Genomic DNA, 19,807 nt, shown 5'->3' with positions numbered 1-19,807 from the left:
TTGGCCGCGATGCTGGCCGGTGCCGTGGCGCTGTATCTGCGCGAGGGCGTGCCGGGCGCCCCCGACATGCCGCTGGCCGAACGCTTTGCCGCCGCCGACGCCGCCTATCGCGACCGCCCCAGCCAGGCCGAGGCCGAGGCGGCGGCCCCCGCCCGTCCCGCGCCTGACCTGTCGCAGGCCGATCCCGAATACCTGACGATGATCGACCAGCTGCGCGACGCCGTCGGGCGCAACCCGGACGACCAGCAGGGTCTGGCGCTGCTGGCCAGCAACGAGATGCGCCTGGGCAACCTGGCCGCCGCCCGCGCGGCCCAGCAGCGGCTGGTCGACCTGCGCGGCGATCAGGCCGATGCCGTCCAGCTGATGCAGCTGGCCACGCTGATGGTCGATGCCGCAGGCGGCGTCGTCACCCCCGAGGCCGAGGCCGTCCTGCGGCGCGCCCTGACGCTGGACCCCACGCAGCCGCAGGCACGCTATCTGCAGGGCGTCCTGCTGATCCAGAACGGCCGCCCCGATCGGGCCTTTCCGCTGTGGCGCGGCCTGCTGGACGAAGGCCCCGAGGGTGCGCCCTGGATCGCCCCGATCCGCGCCGCGATCCAGGATCTGGCTTGGCTGGCGGGCGATGACGAATACCGCGCGCCGGCACCCCCCGCCGCGGACCTGCCCGGCCCCGATGCCGACGCCCTGGCCGCGGCCGAGGACCTGTCCCCCGAGGATCGTGCCCGCATGATCCAGGACATGGTCGACCGCCTGCAGCAGCGCCTGGCGACGCAGGGCGGCTCTCCCGAGGAATGGGCGAGGCTGATCGCGGCACTGGCGATGCTGGACCAGCGCGACCAGGCGACCGCGATCCTGACCGAGGCCCGCCAGCGTTTCGGCAGCGCCCCCGACGCCCTGGCCCCGATCGAACGGGCCGCGACCGAGGCGGGGCTGGACGGATGATCCACGAGGACATGACCGATTTCGCCGCCGCCCTGCCCCGCTTCGGCGCGCTGGCCGGGCTGGACCTGGGCACCAAGACCATCGGCGTCGCCGTCAGCGACGGCATGCGGGGCGTGGCGTCCCCCATCACCACGATCCGCCGGACCAAGTTCACCCAAGATGCGCAGGCGCTGCTGACACTGATCGCGGACCGGGGGCTGGCCGGGCTGGTCCTGGGCCTGCCGCGCAACATGGACGGCTCCGAAGGGCCGCGCGCCCAGGCCACCCGCGCCTTCGCGCGCAACATGACCCGGCTGACCGACCTGCCCATCGCCTACTGGGACGAACGCCTCTCCACGGTCGCCGCCGAACGTGCCCTCTTAGAGGGCGACACCTCGCGCAAGCGCCGGGCCGAGGTCATCGACCAGGTCGCCGCGGGCTACATCCTGCAGGGCGCCCTCGACCGCCTGCGCCACATCGCGACCCATGGATAAGGGCGCGACCGCCGCGCGTCAGCGCGGCCATGGGCCAAGCGGCAGCGTCCGGGCCGGGCTCCGCACGGCCCGTCCCCCGCGACCCGAACCCCGCTCCGCGCATCAGAAAGACAGCCGCCGATGATCGAAAGCCCCTGCATCAAGCTGTGCCGCATCGACGCGGTCCGCAACCTGTGTCTCGGCTGCCACCGCACCCTGGCCGAGATCGCGGCCTGAGGCCGCATGACCCCCGATGCCCGCGCCCGCATCATGGCCGTGCTGCCCGCGCGTCAGGACGCCTCGGACATGCCCCGCCGCGGGTCATAGGCGTTCTCACGCCGCCATTCCTCGAAGAACGCCGCCAGCTTGGCGTCCACCTTGGCCGGCATGGCGATGCGCAGCTCGACATGCTGATCGCCGCCGTTCACGCCGCGCCCCCGCAGCCGTAGCCGCTGCCCCGAGGTCGCGCCCCGCGGGATGGTCAGGTTGACGGGCCCGTCGATGGTCGGGGCCGCGACCTTGCCGCCCAGCACCGCCTCGTCCAGGCTGATCGGCAGGATCAGGTGGATGTCGTCGCCGTCGCGCGTGAACTGGGGATGCTCGGCGACCCGAACCTCAAGATAGGCGTCGCCGGGCTCTCCGCGGCCGATGCCGGGTTCGCCCTTGCCGCGCAGGCGGATCACCTGGCCGTCGCGCACGCCCTTGGGGATGGTGACCTCCAGCGTGCCGCCCTGCGGCAGGGTGATGCGATTGCGCCCCCCACGGACCGCGGTCAGGAAATCCACCTGCAGCGCCAGCCGCAGGTCCTGGCCGCGCATGTCGGACGTGCGCCCGCCGCCGAACCCGCCAAAGCCCCCGAACCCGCCAAAACCGCCGCCGCCCCGCGGAGAGGCGCGCTGTCCGAACAGGTCGGCAAAGACATCCGACAGGTCCGGATCGCCGCCATGGCCAGGCGCGTCACCGAACGGGTTGCCGCCCGCCCCCGGGCGACCCTGCCAGCGGGGTGCCTGTTCCTGGCCCTGGGCGTTGATCTCGCCCGCGTCAAAGCGGCGGCGCTGGTCGGCATCCTTCAGCAGGTCATAGGCAGCCGAGGCCGCCGCGAACCGTTTGGCGGCGGCCGGATCCTGGTTCAGGTCCGGGTGATCGGTCTTCGCGATGCGCCGATAGGCCTTCTTGATCTCATCGGCACTGGCGCTTCGCGACACGCCGAGTGCTGCATAGGGATCGCCTGCCATGCCTGGTCCTTCGTGTTCATCCGTCCTGTCGGTAAGATAGAGACGGTCGGGTTCACATCAATAGGGCAGCGGGTGGGCGCGGTGCAGGCGCTCGATCCCGCGACGCAGCTCGTCGGGCAGATCCCGGTCCAGACCCGCGATCAGATGGCGCAGCTGATCCATCGTCGTGGCACCGATGATCGGCACCACCTTGAAGGGCCGCGTCAGCTGCCAGGCGATGACCATGTGCACCACGTCCCAGCGATGCTCCGCCGCCAGGCGGCCATAGGCCTCTGCCGCGGCCACCCCGCGGTCGGTCTTGCGCCCACCCAGGTTGCCCTGCCCGCCGGTGGCCTCGTCGACCGCCGCGCGGCTGCCCTCGGGCATCGCGCCCGAGGCGTATTTCCCGGTCAGCAGGCCCGCCGCCAGCGGCGAATAGGACAGCAGCGTGACGTCCTCGTTCACCGCGACCTCGGCCAGATCGGTGTCGTAGAGACGATAAAGCGGCGAATACTCGTTCTGGATCGCGGCCATCCGCGGCCCGCCGATCTCATCGGCCACGTCGCACCACCGCGTCAGGCCCCAGGCCGATTCGTTCGACAGGCCCACGGCGCGGATCTTGCCCGCATCGACCGCATCCGACAGCGCGCCCAGTACGTCGCGCATATGCGCCAGCGTCTGAGCCTTAGTCCTGGCCCGACGGATCGAAGGCCCAGTTCTGCCGGAACCCATAGGATCCGCGCACCGGCCAGTGCAGCTGATAGAGGTCGATCCGGTCCGTCTGCAGCCGGCGCAGCGAGGCGTCGATGCAGGCCGTGACCGTCGCCCCGTCGAACGGCGCCCCGTCGCGGACCATCTGGCTGGGTCCGGTGATCTTGGTCGCGATCTCGACCCGGTCGCGGTTGCCGGTCCGCGCCAGCCAGCGCCCGATGATCTCCTCGGACAGGCCGACCGTCTCGCGGCGGACGGGGTTCACGGGATACATCTCGGCGCAGTCCATGAAGGTCATCGCGACCTCCAGGGCGGCATCCATCTGCGCATGGGCCTCCGCCTCGGCGGTCTGGTTGCCGAAGGTCATCGTCCCCAGGCAGATCCGGCTGACCTCGACCGCGCTGCCGCCCAGTTTCACACGTTCCATCGGACCACTTCCCTGTTTGCGATTTCGGGCGCAGGCTAGCGATCCCCCCGCCGGGCGCAAGCCCGCGTCGGACATGAAAAAAAGGACACCCCCGAAGGGGCGTCCTGACATGACTGAAATGAGGGCATAGCGCCCGCTAACCGTCCCGACAGGCACGACGTGCGCAAGACATCGCATAAGGGCAAATGACCCCGCGGGACTATAGCCCCGTAAGGCTATGTTGCCCCGCTGCAACGACAGTCAGGAAAGCCCCCCTTGCCGTACCCGCCGGCTGCTCTTAAATGGGCGAACAAATCTGTTCACCCCGTGTCGTTTTCGCTGTTCCAGGTGTCTTCCGGATGTCCGTGCACGCCCTTGCCCAGATCGACGATGCCCTGTCGGTACTGGCACCCCGCGGCTTCACCCTGGGGTTGCATATCCGCTATTCGCGCCCGGTCAGGCGCGTATCGACCTATCCCTCGCAGTGGATCCAGACCTATACCCGCTGCAATCTGGGCGTCGGCGACCCGATGGTCATGTGGTGCGTCCTGAACGAGGGCCAGATCCGGTGGAGCGCCCTGACCCGCCTGCTGCCCGATCCGCTGAACGTGATGGGCCAGGCGCGCGATCACGGCCTGACCTATGGCGCGGCGCTGTCCTACGGCCCGGCCGAATCGCGGTCCTATATCGGGGCGTCCCATGGCGAGCGCGAGTTCACGGATGCCGAGATCGCCAGCATGGCCGACCTGCTGAAACGGGCGCATGACATGGTCGACCGCACCGCCTCGCTGCGCCCGATCCTGGTCGACGCGCTGGAGGCGATCGCCTGCGGCATGACCTATGACCAGGCCTGCGAGGCGCTTGGCATCTCGCGCACCGCGCTGCGCTATCGGCTGCGCATGGCGCGCACCGCCCTGGGCGTCGAGGACAACCCCCATGCGATCCGCAAGGCCATCGATGCAGGGCTGCTCAATGGGATCAGCGTGTCCGGGCTCAGCAAGGGGCTTCCCACCGGGCCCGACCAGGACTAGGCCGACTTGCGCCGGCGCCATTTCAGCCGCTTGGGCCAGTGCCAGCGACGGATCAGGCCCTTGCGCTTGCCCAAAGGCTCAAAGATCTTGTCGGGCCCTTCCGGGTCCAGGATCTCGTTCTCGGCCAGCCAGGCCTCGAAGCCGCTCAGTTCGGGGATCTCGTAGGGGATCAGGGTGCGGCCCTGCCCCTGCGTGCCGCGATTGGCATCGATCATCGCGATCAGGCTGCCATGTTCCTTGATGCCCTGCGTGACCTGATCGGGCGTCATCGCCAGATGTTCCGCCAGCAGGTCGTCGCGCAGCGCGGTGATCGTGGCGCGCGTCGCCTCGGCGCCCGGACGTTCGGCGGCCAGCATCACGTCGCATTCCGTGTCCAGCCGCATCGAGCGGTTGTTGAAGTTCGACGACCCGACCCGCAGATAGGTGTCGTCGACGATCGTCACCTTGGCATGGACATAGATCTCGGCACCCGCATCGGTCACCGGGTGATAGATGCGCAGCCGGTCGCGATGGTCCAGCTTGCGCAGCGCCTCGACGAGCTGGGCGCGGGCGGTGTCCATCGCCATCGGCTCCAGCCAGCCCTGGGCGCTGACCGGGTTGATGATGACGATCTCGGGGGGATCGTCCTCGGCCAGGCGCTTGGCGATGGCCTGGGCGATGCGGCGGGACGCGAAATACTGACTTTCGGCATAGATGACCCGTTTCGCCCGCGCGATCAGGTCCAGATACATCTGCTCGACCTCGTAGGCCGGCTGGACGTCGGGAATGTCCGGACGGGTCCGCGCGATGGCCAGCGCGACGTCGCGGAACGTGGGCTTGATCGCGTCGGGCCAGCATCCCGACGCGTCGCTGACCGCCGACAGCTCCTCGCCGCAGGCGATGCGCCAGCGGTCGCGGGCCAGATCGCCCATCGCCCGCGCGGCGGGTCCGTCAAAGGCGCTGGTCGCGTCGTGCCAAGGCTTCATCAGCTTGCCGCTGGCGCTGGTGCGGCGCGGATCGTCGTCCTTGTGTTCGCGCGTGTCCCACCGGCCCTCGGTCATGTCGATGCCGCCGCAGAAGGCCAGGCAGTCGTCGATGACGACGATCTTGTGGTGATGCGAACTGGCCAGCGGGTGCTTGCCGTCCAGGCGCAGCGTGATGCGCGGATGCATCTTCCAGCGCAGGATCGTCAACAGCGTGCTGCCCCGGAACATCGCCTTGAAGGCACCGGTGTCCCACCGCAGCAGGCGCACGTGCAGCGTGGGGCGGCGGCGGGCCAGCCACATCACGAAATCGCCCAAGGCCGGGGGGCCGCCGTCCGCGGCGTCGCCCAGGTGAATGCGGGCGTCGAAGTCCCAACCGATCATCAGGATCGAATGGCGCGCCTGCAGCATGGCCTGGCGCACGGCACGGAAATATTCGTCGGCATCAGCGATGAACGCGAACCGCCCCGATTGTTCGACCCGCCAGCAGTTCCATCCCGGACGGGCCAGCCGATCACTCGAAGCATCCATGTTGTCCCGCCGTCCCTTTTGCTGCTGCCCCGCCATGCGGCGCGTCAGCGCAACACGAAGGGCGACCTTCGGTTCCATTAAGGAAGTGTTTGCCGCACGATCAAGGTCGACCGTGCGGCAGCGATCCGACCCTAGCCGAACAGCGCGTTGCAGATCAACAGCATGGCCAGCGACGATCCCCAGGCCAGCGTGGTCGGCACCGACCACAGCAGCATCTGGTGCTTGGCCTGCTTGACGCCCAGCATCCGGTTGATGACCCAGAAGTAGCTGTCGTTGAAATAGCCGAAGACCATCGACCCGATGGCCGCGGCCTGGGCGGCAAAGACCATGTTCACGTTCGGCATGTTCATCAGGATCGGCGCCGAGATCGACGCGCCCGTGATCATCGCGACCGTGCCCGAACCCTGGATCAGGCGCACCAGAGAGCTGATCACGAAGGGGATCAGCACTGCCGGGATGGCAAGACCCGCCACCGCCTGGCCGATCACGTCGCCCGCGCCCGAATCGCGCAGGACCGAGCCCAATGCCCCGCCCGCACCGGTCACCAGCAGGATGATGCCCGCACTTTCCACGCCCTGCTCCATGTAGCCCAGCACCTCGTCGCGCGGACGGCCGGGCAGCAGGGTATAGATCGACACCAGAAGGCCGATGGCCACCGCGATCACCGGGTTGCCGAAGAAGGACATCGCCTGCACCAGCAGGTTCGTCTCCAGCGCCGGGTCGCCCGAGGTGCGCACGACCGCCGTGGCAATGGTGTTCAGAAAGATCAGCACGATCGGCAGCAGCAGCGGCAGCACCGACAGGCCCAGGGACGGCAGGACCTTCTGGCGGTCGTCCACGGCCTCCTCGAACTGACGATAGGCGGCCGAGAGGTCCTCGCCGGTGTCGGTCTGGATCATCCGCTCGATCCGGGGGCCCATGGCGCGGGCATAGAAGACGATGACCGCCATGCCGGGGATCGTGAAGACGATGCCCCACAGGATCATCAGCCCCAGATCGACGCCATAGATGCCCGCGACGCCCAGGGGGCCGGGGGTCGGCGGCACGGCATGGTGGGTCAGCATCAGCCCGCCCGCCAGCGCGATGCCAAGCGTCAGCACCGACTTGCCCGAGGACCGCGCCAGCGCCTTGACCAGCGGCGACAGGATCACGAAGGCGCTGTCGCAGAAGATCGGGATCGACACGATATAGCCCGTCAGGACCATCGCCCAGTCCTCGCGCTTCTTCCCGACCCACCGGATCAGCGAATAGGCCATCTGCTCGGCCGCGCCCGACACCTCCAGGATGCGGCCCATCATCACGCCGAAGCCGATGACCAGGCCGATGGTGGACAGCGTGCGACCGAAACCGGTGGTGATCGAATTGATCACCTCGGCGGGCATCATGCCGCCGATCAGGCCCGACACGGACGCGGCGATGACCAGCGCGATGATCGCGTGGACCTTGGTCTTCACGACCAGGAAGATCAGCAGGAAGATGGCAAAGCCAAGTCCCGCGATCAGCTGGAACTCCGTTCCGGGTTCAGCCATGGGTTAGTCCTCCACTGCGCCCGTCACGGGGCGCCTCCAGTTGAAAAGGCTCAGCGATCCGCCAGGAACTGCGTCAGGATCGCGTCGAAATCGGTATCCGCGCCAAAGCCCAAGGCGCGCGCGCGCGTCACGTCGAAGGCGCCGGGCCAGCTGCAGACGATGTCGATGATGCGCTGGTCGCGGGTCAGGGACACGCGGACGCGGGCGTCCGCACCCACCAGCCGCTCCAGGCTGTCCAGCATCTGGGCGGGCGTCGCGGTGATACCGGGCAGGTCCATAACGCGGTTGATGCCCAGATCGGCCGCCGGGATGCGCCCTGCGCGGACCAGGTTCGCGACCGCCACGCCCGGAGAGCTGATCCACAGCCGCGTGTCCAGCGGCACCGGGCATTCCGACGCCTGCCCCGCCACCGGCTCGCGGATGATGCCGGAGACGAAGCTGGAGGCCGCCGAATTGGGCGCGCCGGGGCGCACGCAGATCGTGGGCAGGCGCACGGTCAGCCCGTCGACGAAACCCTTGCGGCTGTATTCGCTGACCAGCAGTTCGCCGATGGCCTTGCCGCAGCCATAGGAGGACTGGGGCATCAGGGCCATGGTCGGCGGCACGATCTGCGGCATCTCTCCGCCAAAGACGGCCAGCGAGCTGGTGAAGACGAAGCGCGGCGCGCGGTCCAGCTTGCGGCAGGCCTCCAGCAGCAGGCGGGTGGCATCGACGTTGATGTGCAGGCCGGTGTCGAAATCCTCCTCGGACTGGCCCGACAGCACGGCTGCCAGGTGATAGACCGTGTTGGCCCCACCTGACAGCGCGCGGGCCACGGCGTCCGCGTCGTCGATGGAACCGACCAGGCTCTCCACCCGCGCGTCATCGACAGGGCAGGCCACCCGGTCCAGCGACACGATGCGGTCCGCGCCGTCCTTCAGCAGGGCCGCGATCAGGCGCGCGCCCAGAAAACCGGCGCCGCCGGTCACGATGATGGTCATAGGCTCTCTCCCTGCAGGTCGGGGGCCAGGATCACCTGCACCCCCATCTCGCGCAGGGCGTCCGCCGCGCCTGCGTCGATGCCCGCATCGGTCACGACCGTGTCGAAGACCGAGACGGGCAGGATGTTCATCGCCGCCACCGCGCCGTATTTCGTCGAATCCGACACCAGCACGGCGCGCCGCGTGCGATCGACCGCGACGCGCTTGACCGGGCCCTTGGCCTCGGAGGGCGAACTCAGCCCCGCCACCGTCCAGGACGAGGTCGAGATGAACGCGATGTCATAGTTGAACCGCGCCAGCGCCTCGGAGGCCGCACCGCCCACGCAGGACTGGTTCGCGCGTTCGACCAGCCCGCCGCTGTGATAGAGGGTGCAGTCCGAATGCGTGGACAGCCAGGCGCAGATGACGAAGTCGTTCGTGACCACCGTCAGCCCCCGCCGCCCGGCGATCTGGCGCGCCAGCTCCAACAGCGTCGTGCCCGCGTCCAGATATATCACCATCCCGTCACGGACCAGATCGGCCGCCGCCTGCCCCACCGCGCGCTTGGCCCCGGTGTTCATCGCGGCCTTCTGCAGATGCGGCAGCTCCTGCGCCAACCTTCGCGACAGGCGCACGCCCCCGGTGACCGAGGAGACGCGCCCCGCCTCCTCCAGCGCCTGGATGTCGCGGCGCACGGTCATGTGCGACACGCCCATGCGCTCGACCAGGTCGGCGATGCTGACGATGTCGCGTTCGGCCAGGCAGGACAGGATGAACTGCTGGCGTTCAGCGGGGATCATGGCACCGCGCGCAGATAGGGCGCGGCCCAGCCCAAACCGTCCTCGGTCCGGCCGCGCGGGTTGTATTCGCAGCCCATCGGCCCGTCGAAGCCGGTGCGATCGAAGGCCGCGAAGATCTCGGCATAGTTCAGCTCGCCCGTGTCGGGTTCGTGACGGTCAGGCACGCCCGCGATCTGGACATGGCCATAGGCGCCCTTCAACCGTTCGATCCGGCGGATAATGTCGCCGTCCATGATCTGCGTGTGATAGACGTCGAACTGCAGCAGCACGTTGCGGCGATCCAGGCCTTCGATCAGGGCCAGCGTCGGGTCCTGGTGGGCGATGAAGTATCCCGGCACGTCGCGGCTGTTCAGCGGCTCGATGCTGATGAATAGGCCCGCCGCGGCGGCCATGTCGGCGGCCTCGCGCAGGTTCTCGGTCCAGACCGCCTCGCAGGCGGCGCGGTCCGGCTCATCGGCGGTGATCCCGGACATCACGTGGATGCGCGGACAGCCCAGGCCCGTGGCATAGGTGATCGCCTGCTCCACGCTGGCGCGGAACTCGGCGCGCTTGCCCGGACGCGCGGCAAAGCCCCGCTCGCCCCCCGCCCAATCGCCCGCGGGCGCGTTGATCAGCGACAGACGCAACCCGTTGCGGTCAAGCCGGGTCTTCACCACCTCGATGGGGTGGTCATAGGGGAACAGGAACTCGACGGTGTCGAAGCCCGCGGCGCCCGCCCGGTCGAACCGGTCCAGAAAGGGCGCGTCGGTGAACAGCATCGAAAGGTTCGCGGCAATGCGGGTCATGTCAGTATCCTCCGCCCAGTTCGGCGATCTCGTCCTCGGTCAGGTAGTGCAGCTTCTCGCCGCGCAGGATGAACTGCAGCTTGGCGGTCTCCTCCAGTTCCTCGGCGTTGTTCACGGCATCGTCGATGTCGCGGCCCAGCACCACGACCCCGTGGGAGGCCAGCAGGAAGGCCTGCGCGCTGCTGCCCTGCGCCGCGGCGGCCAGGTCCAGCCCGATCTGCGGCGATCCGGGGCGGGAATAGGGGATGACCGGCATGTGGCCGATGCGCATGACGTAATAGGGGGTGAAGGGCCGGATCGCATTGTCGCGCGGCAGCCCCTCCAGGCAGGACAGCGCCGTCAGATAGGTCGAGTGCAGATGCACGATGGCCCCCGCCCTCGGCCGCACGTCGTACAGCGCGCGGTGGAAGGCGAATTCCTTGGACGGCTTCGGTCCGGGCAGCGGTTCGCCATCCGCGCCGATCACCGACAGCGCATCGGCCGACAGGCGGCCCAGGCTGCTGCCCGTGGGGGTCACGGTGAAGCCGCCATCGGGATTGCGGACCGACACATTGCCCGCCCCGCCCACGGAATAGCCGCGCTCGAACAGGCTGCGGCACAGCATCACCATGCGGTCGGCGGCGCTCATGCGGGGACCTCCTGCGCGTCGGTGAAGAAGGTCTCGGCCCCGAAATTGCCGGATTTCAGCGCCAGCGACAGCGGCTTGTCCACCGCGCGGACCCAAGGCACGCCGGGCGCGATCTGCGGCCCGATGGCGAAACCGGTGACCTTCAGCGCCTGCGTGACCGAGCCCGAGGTCTCTCCTCCCGCGACGATGAAGCGGGTGATGCCGCCCTGCGCCAGACGCGCGGCGGCGGCGGCGAAGGTGCGCTCGACCGCCTCGGATGCGGCGGCGCCATGCTGCGCCTGGATCGCGCGCAGGCGGGCCGGGTCGGCGGTCGCGGTGATCATCGGGGCGCGGCCCTGCTGCTGCGCCAGCACCCATTCAGCCAGCGCGGCGCCATAGGCGTCGGCATCCGCCAGGCAGCGGTCCACATCGACGTCCAGCGTGGGGGCAAGGTCGCGATAGGCCGCCACCTGCCGGTTGGTCATCAGCGAGCACGACCCCGAGATCACCACCGCAGGCCCCGCCAGCGGCGCGCCCGCGTCCTGGGCCTGGGCATCGGCCCCGCCGGACACCGCCCGCGCGATGCCGTAGCTCAGCCCCGACCCGCCGGTGACCAGCGCCATGTCCGCCACGGCCTGACCCAATGTCGCCAGATGCGCGTCGCTGATCGCGTCCAGCACCACGTAACTGACCCCGTCCGCCCGCAGCGCGGCGATGCGGTCGCGCACCGCCTGCGGCCCCTGATCGACGGTCGCCGCATCGACCAGACCGCAACGGCCCTGCGCCTGCCCCTCCATCAGCCGGATCAGGCTGCTGTCGCGCATGGGCGTGATCGGGTGATCGCGCATGCCCGAATCCTGCAGCAGGTCCCGGCCCACGAACAGATGGCCCAGATAGACCGACCGCCCGTTCACCGGCAGCGCCGGGCAGATCACCGTGATGTCGGTGCCCAAGGCCGCCATCAGCGCATCGGCCACCGGGCCGATATTGCCCTCGGCCGTCGAATCGAAGGTCGAGCAGTATTTCTGATAGATCTGCGCGCAGCCCCGCGCGCGCAGCCAGTCCAGCGCGGCCAGGCTGTCGGCCACGGCCTCGGCCGCCGGGTTCGACCGGCTTTTCAGCGAGATCACCACCGCATCGGCATCGACCTGCGCATCGGCGTCCGGCACGCCGATCATCTGCGTGGTGGTCAGGCCGCCCGCGACCAGGAAACCGGCGATGTCGGTCGCGCCGGTGAAATCATCCGCGATGACGCCGATCTTCATGCCTTCCCCTCCGGCAGGGTGATGCCCGAGAAGGTCTTGATCACCGCGCTGTCATCCTCGCGTCCATGGCCCATGTTCGAGGCCTGCTGAAACATCGCGAAGGCGGTCGAGGCCAGGGGCAGCGGAAAGCCCAGGGCGCGCCCGGTTTCGGTCACCAGCCCCAGATCCTTGACGAAGATGTCCACGGCCGAGGTGGGCGTGTAGTCGCCATCGACCACATGCTTCATCCGGTTCTCGAACATCCAGGAATTGCCGGCGGCGTTGGTCACCACGTCATACATCGTGTCCAGCGGGATGCCCGCGCGGGCGGCCAGGGCCATCGCCTCGGCGCCCACCGCGATGTGCACGCCCGCCAGCAGCTGGTGGATGACCTTGACCGTGGCGCCCTGCCCGATGTCGGGCCCGATGCGATAGGTCTTGGCGGCCACCGCCTCCAGCACCGGGGCCAGCGCGTCGAAGGCCGCATCCGGCCCCGAGGCCATCACGGTCATCGCCCCCTGCGCGGCCTTTGCGGCCCCGCCCGACACCGGCGCGTCCAGCATCAGGATGCCGCGCGCGGCAAGATCGGCGCCCAGGGCGCGCGCATCATCCGCCGATTGGGTGCAGCTGACCATGATCGCGCCGCCGGGTGCGATGCGGTCGGCCACGCCTCCCTGCCCTAGGATCACCTGACGCGCCTGCGCGCCGTTCACCACCAGCACGATCACCGCGTCGAAATCACCGCCGAGGCCCGCGACGCCATCCGCCACGCCCTCGGCCCCTTGGGCCGCAAAGGCGTCACGGCGCCCCGCATCCAGGTCGATGCCGCTGGTGGCCAATCCGGCACGCAGGCAGGACAGCGCCGCCCCCATGCCCATGGACCCAAGGCCTACGACGCATACTCGATAGCGGGACGGGACGGACATCTGTGCTTCTCCCTGATCAGATTGGGGCGCAGTCAGTCACAAACACGCGCGCAATGCAACAATTTATCTCAATAAGTCACGTTTTTTAACATCTCTGCCCATCGTTGCGGTGATAGTTTTTTTCCGTTCCCGCAGATTTCACGGCCCGGCGGCCACCGGACGGATTTACACCGCCGCGTGCCCGGCGTTCTGTCGGCAGCGGATCGCAACACCGGAGGGGACGACATGGCGACATCACTGGTACTGGAACGCAAGGGTCAGCTGGCGCTGCGCGACATCGCGCTGGATCAGGACCTGTCGCCCACCGACGTGCGCATCGCGGTCCATACGGTCGGCATCTGCGGGTCCGACGTGCATTACTATACCCACGGCAAGATCGGCCCCTTCGTGGTCGAGCAGCCGATGGTCCTGGGGCACGAGGCATCGGGCACCGTGGTCGAGGTCGGCGCCCAGGTCACGCACCTGAAGCCCGGCGACAGGGTCTGCATGGAGCCCGGCATTCCCGATGCGACCTCGCGCGCGGCCAAGCTGGGCATCTACAACGTCGATCCGGCGGTGCGGTTCTGGGCCACCCCGCCCGTGCATGGCTGCCTGACGCCGCAGGTCGTGCATCCGGCGGCCTATACCTACCGGCTGCCCGATCAGGTCTCCTTCGCGCAGGGCGCGATGGTCGAGCCCTTTGCGATCGGCATGCAGGCCGCGTTGCGGGCGCGCATCCAGCCGGGCGACATCGGCCTTGTCACCGGCGCCGGGCCCATCGGCATGATGACCGCGCTGGCGGCGCTGGCGGGGGGCTGCGCCAAGGTGCTGGTCGCGGACCTGGCCCAGCCCAAGCTGGACATCATCGGCGCCTATCCGGGCATCGAGACCGTCAACATCCGCACCACCCCCGCAGCCCAGGCGATCGCCGAGGCCACCGGCGGATGGGGTGCGGACGTCGTCTTCGAATGTTCCGGGGCGGCCCCCGCGATCCTGGGCCTGCCGGCGCTGGCGCGTCCGGGCGGCACGATCGTGCTGGTCGGCATGCCGGTCGATCCGGTGCCGGTCGACATCGTCGGCCTGCAGGCCAAGGAGCTGCGCATCGAGACGGTGTTCCGCTATGCCAACGTCTATGACCGCGCGATATCGCTGATCGCGGCGGGCAAGGTCGACTTGTCGCCGCTGATCTCGGCTACTATCCCGTTCGCGGACAGCATCGCCGCCTTCGACCGTGCGGTCGAGGCGCGCGACACCGACGTCAAGATCCAGATCCGCATGCCGGACTGAAACGCGCCTGAAAAGTATGACCGCCGCCCCGGCGTTTTGGAATGGCTGCAGCCCTGGGTTGCAGCCATTTCCCACCGGGCAAGGCACCCCTGGCGCGGCCATGCTGCATGGCAGCATTTTCATGCCGCGGTTCCCGTCCCGCTGATATGATGATTTTTCAGCGCCCGGTGTCAAAAAAGTATCTGAAGATTCGCCGTGCCGTCGTGGCCGCGTCCCGACCACCCGTGCTAGCAAAGGTCCAGCGCCATGGAGGGCCGGCATCGCAGCAGCGGGCCGTGCTGGCGCGGAGAGGGGGAACGCGATGCAGCCAGATCTGGAACTGGTCCATATCCGCAAGGGTGAATCCTTTGCCGCGTGGCAGCACGGCTATCCCTTCCGCACGGTCCGCTGGCACTTCCATCCGGAATATGAGATCCACCTGGTCGTGGCGACGTCGGGCAAGTTCTATATCGGCGACCATGTCGGCGAATTCGGGCCGGGCCAGCTGATCATGACCGGACCGAACCTGCCCCAGAACTGGATCAGCGACATCCGCCCCGGACAGATCGTGCCCTGCCGCACCAAGGTCATCCAGTTCCCCGAAAGCTTCATCGAGGCCGCCCGCGGGGCATTCCCCGAGCTCGAATCCGCCCGGCACCTGCTGGAGCGCAGCCGCCGGGGTCTGCTGTTCGACGACGACACCTCGCGTGCGGTGATGCCGCTGATGGGCAAGCTGATCGACGCGCGCGGCGTGCGCCGGCTGGGGCTGTTCTTCCAGATCCTGGACCTGCTGGCGACGGCGCCCAAGGCGCAGACGCTGGCCAGCCTGAGCTTTGTCATGGACATGCAGCGGGCCGAGGAATCGGACATGAACCGCGCCCTGGGCCATCTGCGGGAGAACCTGCTGGATGCGGTCAGCGAAACCGAACTGGCCGACCTGACCGGACAGAGCCAAAGCGCGTTCTCGCGATCGTTCAAGCGCCATACCGGGACCACGCTGGTCCGCTATCGCAACCAGATGCGGATCGACCTGGCCTGTCACATGCTGCTGTCGGACCCCGACGCCAAGGTCGCTGATATCTGCTTTGACGTGGGCTTTTCGAACCTGTCGAACTTCAACCGCCATTTCCTCAAGCTGAAGAAGATGTCGCCGTCGGAATTCCGCGCGACCTTCGCCGCCAACCAGACGATCCGCATGGCCAGCTGAACCCGCCACACCACCCCATACCCTGCGCGACGCGGTTCCCCATGCGGGCCGCGACCGGAGGGGGACTGCCGACTGCACATCGAAGGGAGGACTATGATGAACACCTTGCTCAAGACCGTATCCGCCGCCGCGCTGGGCTTTGTCGCCTCGGCCGGCCTTGCCGCCGCCCAGGACGACACGCTGAAGATCGGCATGACGTTCCAGGAGATGAACAACCCCTATTTCGTGTCCATGCAGGAGGCCCTGAACGAGGCCGCCGCCCAGATCGGCGCCGAGGTCATCGTGACCGATGCGGGCCATGACGTGGCCAAGCAGATCTCGGACGTCGAGGACATGCTGCAGCAGGGCATCGACATCCTGCTGTTGAACCCCACCGACAGCGCAGGCGTCGAATCGGCCGTGCGCATGGCCAAGGACCAGGGCGTGATCGTGGTCGCGGTCGACGCCAACGCCAACGGCCCGGTCGACACGTTCGTCGGCTCCAAGAACCGCGACGCGGGCTATCAGTCCTGCGCCTATCTGGCCGAAGCCCTGGGCGGCCAGGGAGAGGTCGCCATCCTGGACGGCATCCCGGTCGTGCCGATCCTGCAGCGCGTCGAGGGCTGCAAGGAGGCCCTGGCCGAGCACGAGGGCATCACCCTGGTCGACACCCAGAACGGCCGCCAGGACCGGTCCGTCGCCCTGGGCGTGGTCGAGAACATGATCCAGTCGCACCAGAACCTGGCCGGCATCTTCTCGGTCAACGACGGCGGTGCGATGGGTGCGCTGGCCGCGATCCAGGGGTCGGGCCGCGACATCAAGCTGACCTCGGTCGACGGCGCCCCCGAGGCGGTCAAGGCCATCGCCGACGGCGGCCCGTTCATCCAGACCACCGCGCAGTTCCCGCGCGACCAGGTCCGCGTGGGCCTGGGCATGGCGCTGGCCCAGTACTGGGGCGCCCGCGTGGTACCGACCGAGGTGCCGATCGACGTGCGCACGGTCGATGCCGAGAACGCGGCCGACTTCAGCTGGTGACGGACCCGGCCGCGCCCCCGACGGGGCGCGGCCGAACGAAAGGGGGCAAGATGCTGGAACTCAGGGGAATACGCAAAAGCTTCGGCCGGATCGAGGTCCTGCACGGGGTGGACCTGCATGTCCGCGCCGGAGAGGTGCACGCCCTTCTGGGCGAGAACGGCGCCGGGAAATCGACGCTGATGAAGATCGTCAGCGGCATCATCCAGCCCTCGGACGGCCAGATCCTGATCGACGGAGAGCCGCGCAGCTTTGCCACCTATGACGCGGCGATCGCGGCGGGCGTCGGCATCGTGTTCCAGGAATTCAGCCTGATCCCCGGCCTGACCGCGGTCGAGAACATGTTCCTGGCCCGCGAGATGCGCGGCCCCCTGGGCCTTCTGGACCGCAAGGCGATGCGGGTCCGCGCGCAGGCGATCCTGCGGCGGCTGGAGGTCGACCTGCCGCTGGATGTGCCCATCGCGCGCCTGTCGGTCGCCGAACAGCAGTTCGTCGAGATCGCCAAAGCGCTGTCGCTGGACGCCCGCATCCTGGTCCTGGACGAACCCACCGCGACCCTGACCCCGTCCGAGACCGAACACCTGTTCAAGGTCATGCGCGAACTGCGCGCCGCCGGGGTGGCCATCGTCTTCATCTCGCACCACCTGGACGAGATCTTCGAGATCTGCGACCGCATCACCGTGCTGCGCGACGGCGAATACGTCGGCAGCACCGATGTCGCCGACGTCACCATCGACCGCCTGGTCGAGATGATGGTCGGCCGCCGCATCGAGAACAGCTTTCCCCCCAAGCCCGCCCGCGACCCCGCGGCCCCCGTCGTGCTGGAGGCGGTCGAGGTGCAGCTGCGTCGCGGCGGCCCGGTGTCGTCCTTTCAGCTGCGCGCCGGAGAGATCCTGGGCTTTGCCGGGCTGGTCGGATCGGGGCGCACCGAGACCGTCCTGTCGATCCTGGGCGAATATCCCGCCGCGCGCTGCAAGATCCGCGTGGACGGCGCCGAGGCGCGCCTGCGCGACCCGGCCGACGGGCTGGCCCGCGGCATCGGCCTTCTGCCCGAAAGCCGCAAGGAACAGGGGCTGATCACGGCCTTTTCCATCCTGCAGAACGTGTCGGTGAACAACTACGGCAAATATCGCCAGGCCCATTGGTTCATCGACTTCAAGAAGGAGCTGGCCTCGACCCAGGCCGCGATGGAGCAGGTGCGCGTCAAGGCCCAGGGCTCCCGCGCCCGCGTCGACACCCTGTCGGGCGGCAACCAGCAGAAGGTCGTCATCGCCCGCTGGCTGAACCACCAGATGCGGGTGCTGATCTTCGACGAACCCACGCGCGGCATCGACGTCGGCGCAAAGGCCGAAATCTATCAGCTGATGCGCCGGTTCACGGCGCAGGGATACGCCATCATCATGATCTCGTCTGAACTGCCGGAAGTCATCGGCATGGCCGACCGGGTCTGCGTCTTCCGCTCTGGCGGGATCGTCGCGACGGTCGAGGGGGACGCGATCACCTCGGAAGGGATCATGACACATGCAACCACGGGAAAGGTCCACCATGTCGCATGACGCAAACACCGCCAGGCACCGCGCCTTCGACTGGCTGCTGCATTCGCCGCTGGCGCTGCCCCTGGTCGGGCTGATCGTGGTGTCGGTGCTGATGGCCTTCGCCAGCGACAACTTCTTCACCGTGAACAATATCCTGAACGTGCTGCGGCAGGTGTCGGTCGTGGGCATCCTGGCGGTGGGCATGACCTTCGTCATCATGACCGGCGGGATCGACCTGTCGGTGGGCGCGGTCATGGCGCTGGCGGGCACGGTCGCGGCCGGGATCATGGTCAACATGGGCCTGCCCGGCGGGGTGGGCATCGCCGCCGCCCTGCTGGTCGGGCTGGGGCTGGGGCTGTTCAACGGCGTGCTGGTGGCCTGGGGCAAGATGCCCGCGATCATCGTGACCCTGGCCACGATGGGCATCGCCCGCGGGCTGGGCCTGATCTATTCGGGCGGCTATCCGATCAGCGGGCTGCCGGGCTGGGTGTCCTGGTTCGGCGTGGGCCGGGTGGGCATCATGCCCGTGCCGGTGATCATCATGATCGTCGTCTATGCACTGGCCTGGCTGCTGCTGCAGCGCACGCCCTTCGGCCGCCACGTCTATGCCATCGGCGGCAACGAGACCGCCGCCCGCCTGTCCGGCGTGCGCACCCGGCTGGTCAAGCTGGCGGTCTATGCCATCTCGGGGCTGACCGCGTCGCTGGCCGCCATCGTGCTGACCGGCCGCCTGATGAGCGGCCAGCCCAACGCCGGGGTGGGATTCGAGCTGGACGCCATCGCCGCGGTCGTCCTAGGCGGGACCGCCATCGCCGGTGGGCGCGGGCTGATCCTGGGCACGCTGATCGGCGCGGTGCTGCTGGGCATCCTGAACAACGGCCTGAACCTGGTGGGCATCAACCCCTACATGCAGGACGTCATCAAGGGCCTGATCATCCTTCTGGCGATCTATATCGGGCGGGAATGGCGCTGATGGACCGGTACCTGATCGGCATCGACGTCGGCACCGGATCGGCGCGGGCGGGCGTGTTCGACGCCACGGGCGCCGCGCTTGGCACCGGGAAATGCGACATCGCCATGCACCGCCCCGACGGGGTGATCGCCGAACAGTCCAGCGCGCAGGTCTGGGACGCGGTCTGCGCCGCAACCCGCGCCGCGGTGGCCCAGGCCGGGATCGACCCGGCCCGCGTGGCAGGCATCGGGTTCGACGCCACCTGTTCGCTGGTGGTGGTGGGCGATACGCCCCTGGGCGTGGGCGACCCCGCCCATCCCGACCGCGACATCATCGTCTGGATGGACCACCGCGCGGTCGACCAGGCGGCGCGCATCAATGCGGGCGGGCACGACGTCCTGCGCTATGTCGGCGGGCGCATCTCTCCCGAAATGGAGACGCCCAAGCTGCTGTGGCTGCGCGAAAACCGGCCCCAGGTCTTTGACGCGGCGCGCCATTTCTTCGACCTGACCGATTTTTTGACCTGGAAGGCCACGGACAGCACCGCGCGGTCGACCTGCACGGTGACCTGCAAATGGACCTATCTGGCGCATGAGGGCCGGTGGGACGGCGATTACTTCCGCGCCATCGGCCTGGGCGTGCTGGCCGACGAAGGCTTCGCGCGCATCGGCACGCAGGTCGTGCCGCCCGCCACGCCCCTTGGCGCGGGCCTGACCGCCGATGCGGCGCGCGCCATGGGCCTGCGGCCCGGCATCGCC

Annotated in this window: 21 protein-coding genes; 10 read left to right on the top strand and 11 right to left on the bottom strand. The window is 68.7% G+C overall.

All coding sequences use genetic code 11. The features are described from left to right. The 3 genes from FHD68_RS19000 to FHD68_RS11070 all read left to right on the top strand — a co-directional run. Nucleotides 1–942: tetratricopeptide repeat protein (locus tag FHD68_RS19000; protein WP_167550394.1), on the top strand; the 942-nt coding region annotated here is incomplete at its 5' end. After that, nucleotides 939–1,415: a Holliday junction resolvase RuvX gene (gene ruvX / locus FHD68_RS11075; protein WP_045983362.1), complete on the top strand. Its 477-nt coding sequence runs from the start codon at nt 939–941 to the stop codon at nt 1,413–1,415. The genes FHD68_RS19000 and ruvX, both read left to right, overlap by 4 nt. Nucleotides 1,416–1,535: 120 nt before the next feature. Beyond that, on the top strand, nt 1,536–1,631 hold the full coding sequence (locus tag FHD68_RS11070; RefSeq protein WP_139085713.1) for a DUF1289 domain-containing protein: 96 nt from the start codon (nt 1,536–1,538) through the stop codon (nt 1,629–1,631). Between the two features lie 53 nt (nt 1,632–1,684). Here FHD68_RS11070 and FHD68_RS11065 read toward each other — a convergent pair whose 3' ends face one another. From FHD68_RS11065 to FHD68_RS19795, 3 genes are read right to left on the bottom strand one after another with little or no spacing between them, the layout of a single operon-like run. Continuing rightward, entirely contained in the window at nt 1,685–2,629 is a 945-nt protein-coding gene (locus FHD68_RS11065) for a DnaJ C-terminal domain-containing protein (RefSeq protein ID WP_045983360.1), read from the bottom strand. Nucleotides 2,630–2,686: 57 nt separating this feature from the next. Next, complete coding sequence (locus FHD68_RS19800) at nt 2,687–3,274, bottom strand: aldo/keto reductase (protein WP_341872760.1); 588 nt, start codon at nt 3,272–3,274, stop codon at nt 2,687–2,689. Nucleotides 3,275–3,293: 19 nt separating this feature from the next. Next, nucleotides 3,294–3,746 carry an aldo/keto reductase gene (locus tag FHD68_RS19795; RefSeq protein WP_341872759.1) on the bottom strand — a complete coding sequence of 151 codons (453 nt, stop codon included), beginning with the start codon at nt 3,744–3,746 and terminating at the stop codon, nt 3,294–3,296. Nucleotides 3,747–4,084: 338 nt separating this feature from the next. Here FHD68_RS19795 and FHD68_RS11055 point away from each other — a divergent pair, with 338 nt between their 5' ends. Next, nucleotides 4,085–4,756: a helix-turn-helix transcriptional regulator gene (locus FHD68_RS11055; RefSeq protein WP_045983358.1), complete on the top strand. Its 672-nt coding sequence runs from the start codon at nt 4,085–4,087 to the stop codon at nt 4,754–4,756. Here the strand turns inward: FHD68_RS11055 and FHD68_RS11050 are convergent. The 8 genes from FHD68_RS11050 to ltnD form a co-directional block, all read right to left on the bottom strand. Further along, a complete protein-coding gene (locus FHD68_RS11050; protein ID WP_045983364.1) occupies nt 4,753–6,249 on the bottom strand; it encodes a phospholipase D-like domain-containing protein in 1,497 nt (498 codons plus the stop codon). The genes FHD68_RS11055 and FHD68_RS11050 overlap by 4 nt on opposite strands. 131 nt (nt 6,250–6,380) lie before the next feature. Then, a complete protein-coding gene (locus tag FHD68_RS11045; RefSeq protein ID WP_127899177.1) occupies nt 6,381–7,778 on the bottom strand; it encodes a GntP family permease in 1,398 nt (465 codons plus the stop codon). Between the two features lie 50 nt (nt 7,779–7,828). Continuing rightward, nucleotides 7,829–8,758 (bottom strand): D-erythronate dehydrogenase, encoded by a 930-nt coding sequence (gene denD / locus FHD68_RS11040; protein WP_127899178.1) that lies wholly within the window; start codon nt 8,756–8,758, stop codon nt 7,829–7,831. Beyond that, nucleotides 8,755–9,537 carry a DeoR/GlpR family DNA-binding transcription regulator gene (locus FHD68_RS11035; RefSeq protein ID WP_139085711.1) on the bottom strand — a complete coding sequence of 261 codons (783 nt, stop codon included), beginning with the start codon at nt 9,535–9,537 and terminating at the stop codon, nt 8,755–8,757. The genes denD and FHD68_RS11035 overlap by 4 nt, the downstream gene beginning before the upstream one ends. After that, complete coding sequence (gene otnI / locus FHD68_RS11030) at nt 9,534–10,322, bottom strand: 2-oxo-tetronate isomerase (RefSeq protein WP_127899180.1); 789 nt, start codon at nt 10,320–10,322, stop codon at nt 9,534–9,536. Before otnI ends, FHD68_RS11035 begins: the two co-directional genes overlap by 4 nt. Before the next feature lies 1 nt (nt 10,323). After that, a complete protein-coding gene (gene otnC, locus FHD68_RS11025) occupies nt 10,324–10,950 on the bottom strand; it encodes a 3-oxo-tetronate 4-phosphate decarboxylase (protein WP_127899181.1) in 627 nt (208 codons plus the stop codon). Continuing rightward, complete coding sequence (gene otnK, locus FHD68_RS11020) at nt 10,947–12,194, bottom strand: 3-oxo-tetronate kinase (protein ID WP_127899182.1); 1,248 nt, start codon at nt 12,192–12,194, stop codon at nt 10,947–10,949. The genes otnC and otnK overlap by 4 nt, the downstream gene beginning before the upstream one ends. Next, nucleotides 12,191–13,099: an L-threonate dehydrogenase gene (gene ltnD / locus FHD68_RS11015; RefSeq protein ID WP_127899183.1), complete on the bottom strand. Its 909-nt coding sequence runs from the start codon at nt 13,097–13,099 to the stop codon at nt 12,191–12,193. The genes otnK and ltnD overlap by 4 nt, the downstream gene beginning before the upstream one ends. A gap of 225 nt (nt 13,100–13,324) precedes the next feature. Between ltnD and FHD68_RS11010 the strand changes: the two genes are divergently transcribed. The 6 genes from FHD68_RS11010 to FHD68_RS10985 form a co-directional block, all read left to right on the top strand. After that, a complete protein-coding gene (locus FHD68_RS11010; protein ID WP_127899184.1) occupies nt 13,325–14,365 on the top strand; it encodes an NAD(P)-dependent alcohol dehydrogenase in 1,041 nt (346 codons plus the stop codon). Between the two features lie 301 nt (nt 14,366–14,666). Then, entirely contained in the window at nt 14,667–15,551 is an 885-nt protein-coding gene (locus FHD68_RS11005) for an AraC family transcriptional regulator (RefSeq protein ID WP_045983349.1), read from the top strand. 96 nt (nt 15,552–15,647) lie between these two features. Further along, nucleotides 15,648–16,565, top strand: a complete 918-nt coding sequence (locus FHD68_RS11000; protein ID WP_046001452.1) for an ABC transporter substrate-binding protein — start codon at nt 15,648–15,650, stop codon at nt 16,563–16,565. Nucleotides 16,566–16,615: 50 nt separating this feature from the next. Further along, the gene (locus FHD68_RS10995; protein WP_127899186.1) at nt 16,616–18,118 is read left to right on the top strand and encodes a sugar ABC transporter ATP-binding protein; all 1,503 of its coding nucleotides are present in this window, start codon (nt 16,616–16,618) and stop codon (nt 18,116–18,118) included. Continuing rightward, nucleotides 18,108–19,070, top strand: coding sequence for an ABC transporter permease (locus FHD68_RS10990; protein ID WP_127899187.1), 963 nt, complete (start codon nt 18,108–18,110; stop codon nt 19,068–19,070). The genes FHD68_RS10995 and FHD68_RS10990 overlap by 11 nt, the downstream gene beginning before the upstream one ends. Continuing rightward, a partial coding sequence (locus tag FHD68_RS10985; RefSeq protein WP_244297834.1) for an FGGY family carbohydrate kinase occupies nt 19,070–19,807 on the top strand: 738 nt, incomplete at its 3' end. The genes FHD68_RS10990 and FHD68_RS10985, both read left to right, overlap by 1 nt.

It is taken from the genome of Paracoccus marcusii, from assembly GCF_006151785.1.
In the GTDB taxonomy this organism is placed as follows: domain Bacteria; phylum Pseudomonadota; class Alphaproteobacteria; order Rhodobacterales; family Rhodobacteraceae; genus Paracoccus; species Paracoccus marcusii.
Note: the sequence above shows the minus strand (reverse complement) of the source record. Positions and strands in the feature narration are given on the sequence as shown.

Bases quoted from the DNA above. Each gene is read 5' to 3' on its own strand.
- denD (WP_127899178.1), bottom strand. From the start codon at position 8,758: ATGACCATCATCGTGACCGGCGGCGCCGGTTTTCTGGGCGCGCGCCTG.
- FHD68_RS11035 (WP_139085711.1), bottom strand. From the start codon at position 9,537: ATGATCCCCGCTGAACGCCAGCAGTTCATCCTGTCCTGCCTGGCCGAA.
- FHD68_RS11045 (WP_127899177.1), bottom strand. From the start codon at position 7,778: ATGGCTGAACCCGGAACGGAGTTCCAGCTGATCGCGGGACTTGGCTTT.
- otnC (WP_127899181.1), bottom strand. From the start codon at position 10,950: ATGAGCGCCGCCGACCGCATGGTGATGCTGTGCCGCAGCCTGTTCGAG.
- FHD68_RS11005 (WP_045983349.1), top strand. From the start codon at position 14,667: ATGCAGCCAGATCTGGAACTGGTCCATATCCGCAAGGGTGAATCCTTT.
- FHD68_RS10995 (WP_127899186.1), top strand. From the start codon at position 16,616: ATGCTGGAACTCAGGGGAATACGCAAAAGCTTCGGCCGGATCGAGGTC.
- FHD68_RS11050 (WP_045983364.1), bottom strand. From the start codon at position 6,249: ATGGATGCTTCGAGTGATCGGCTGGCCCGTCCGGGATGGAACTGCTGG.
- ltnD (WP_127899183.1), bottom strand. From the start codon at position 13,099: ATGTCCGTCCCGTCCCGCTATCGAGTATGCGTCGTAGGCCTTGGGTCC.
- FHD68_RS19795 (WP_341872759.1), bottom strand. From the start codon at position 3,746: ATGGAACGTGTGAAACTGGGCGGCAGCGCGGTCGAGGTCAGCCGGATC.
- otnK (WP_127899182.1), bottom strand. From the start codon at position 12,194: ATGAAGATCGGCGTCATCGCGGATGATTTCACCGGCGCGACCGACATC.
- FHD68_RS11055 (WP_045983358.1), top strand. From the start codon at position 4,085: ATGTCCGTGCACGCCCTTGCCCAGATCGACGATGCCCTGTCGGTACTG.
- FHD68_RS11000 (WP_046001452.1), top strand. From the start codon at position 15,648: ATGAACACCTTGCTCAAGACCGTATCCGCCGCCGCGCTGGGCTTTGTC.
- FHD68_RS11070 (WP_139085713.1), top strand. From the start codon at position 1,536: ATGATCGAAAGCCCCTGCATCAAGCTGTGCCGCATCGACGCGGTCCGC.
- FHD68_RS19800 (WP_341872760.1), bottom strand. From the start codon at position 3,274: ATGCGCGACGTACTGGGCGCGCTGTCGGATGCGGTCGATGCGGGCAAG.
- FHD68_RS10990 (WP_127899187.1), top strand. From the start codon at position 18,108: ATGTCGCATGACGCAAACACCGCCAGGCACCGCGCCTTCGACTGGCTG.
- otnI (WP_127899180.1), bottom strand. From the start codon at position 10,322: ATGACCCGCATTGCCGCGAACCTTTCGATGCTGTTCACCGACGCGCCC.
- FHD68_RS11010 (WP_127899184.1), top strand. From the start codon at position 13,325: ATGGCGACATCACTGGTACTGGAACGCAAGGGTCAGCTGGCGCTGCGC.
- FHD68_RS11065 (WP_045983360.1), bottom strand. From the start codon at position 2,629: ATGGCAGGCGATCCCTATGCAGCACTCGGCGTGTCGCGAAGCGCCAGT.
- ruvX (WP_045983362.1), top strand. From the start codon at position 939: ATGATCCACGAGGACATGACCGATTTCGCCGCCGCCCTGCCCCGCTTC.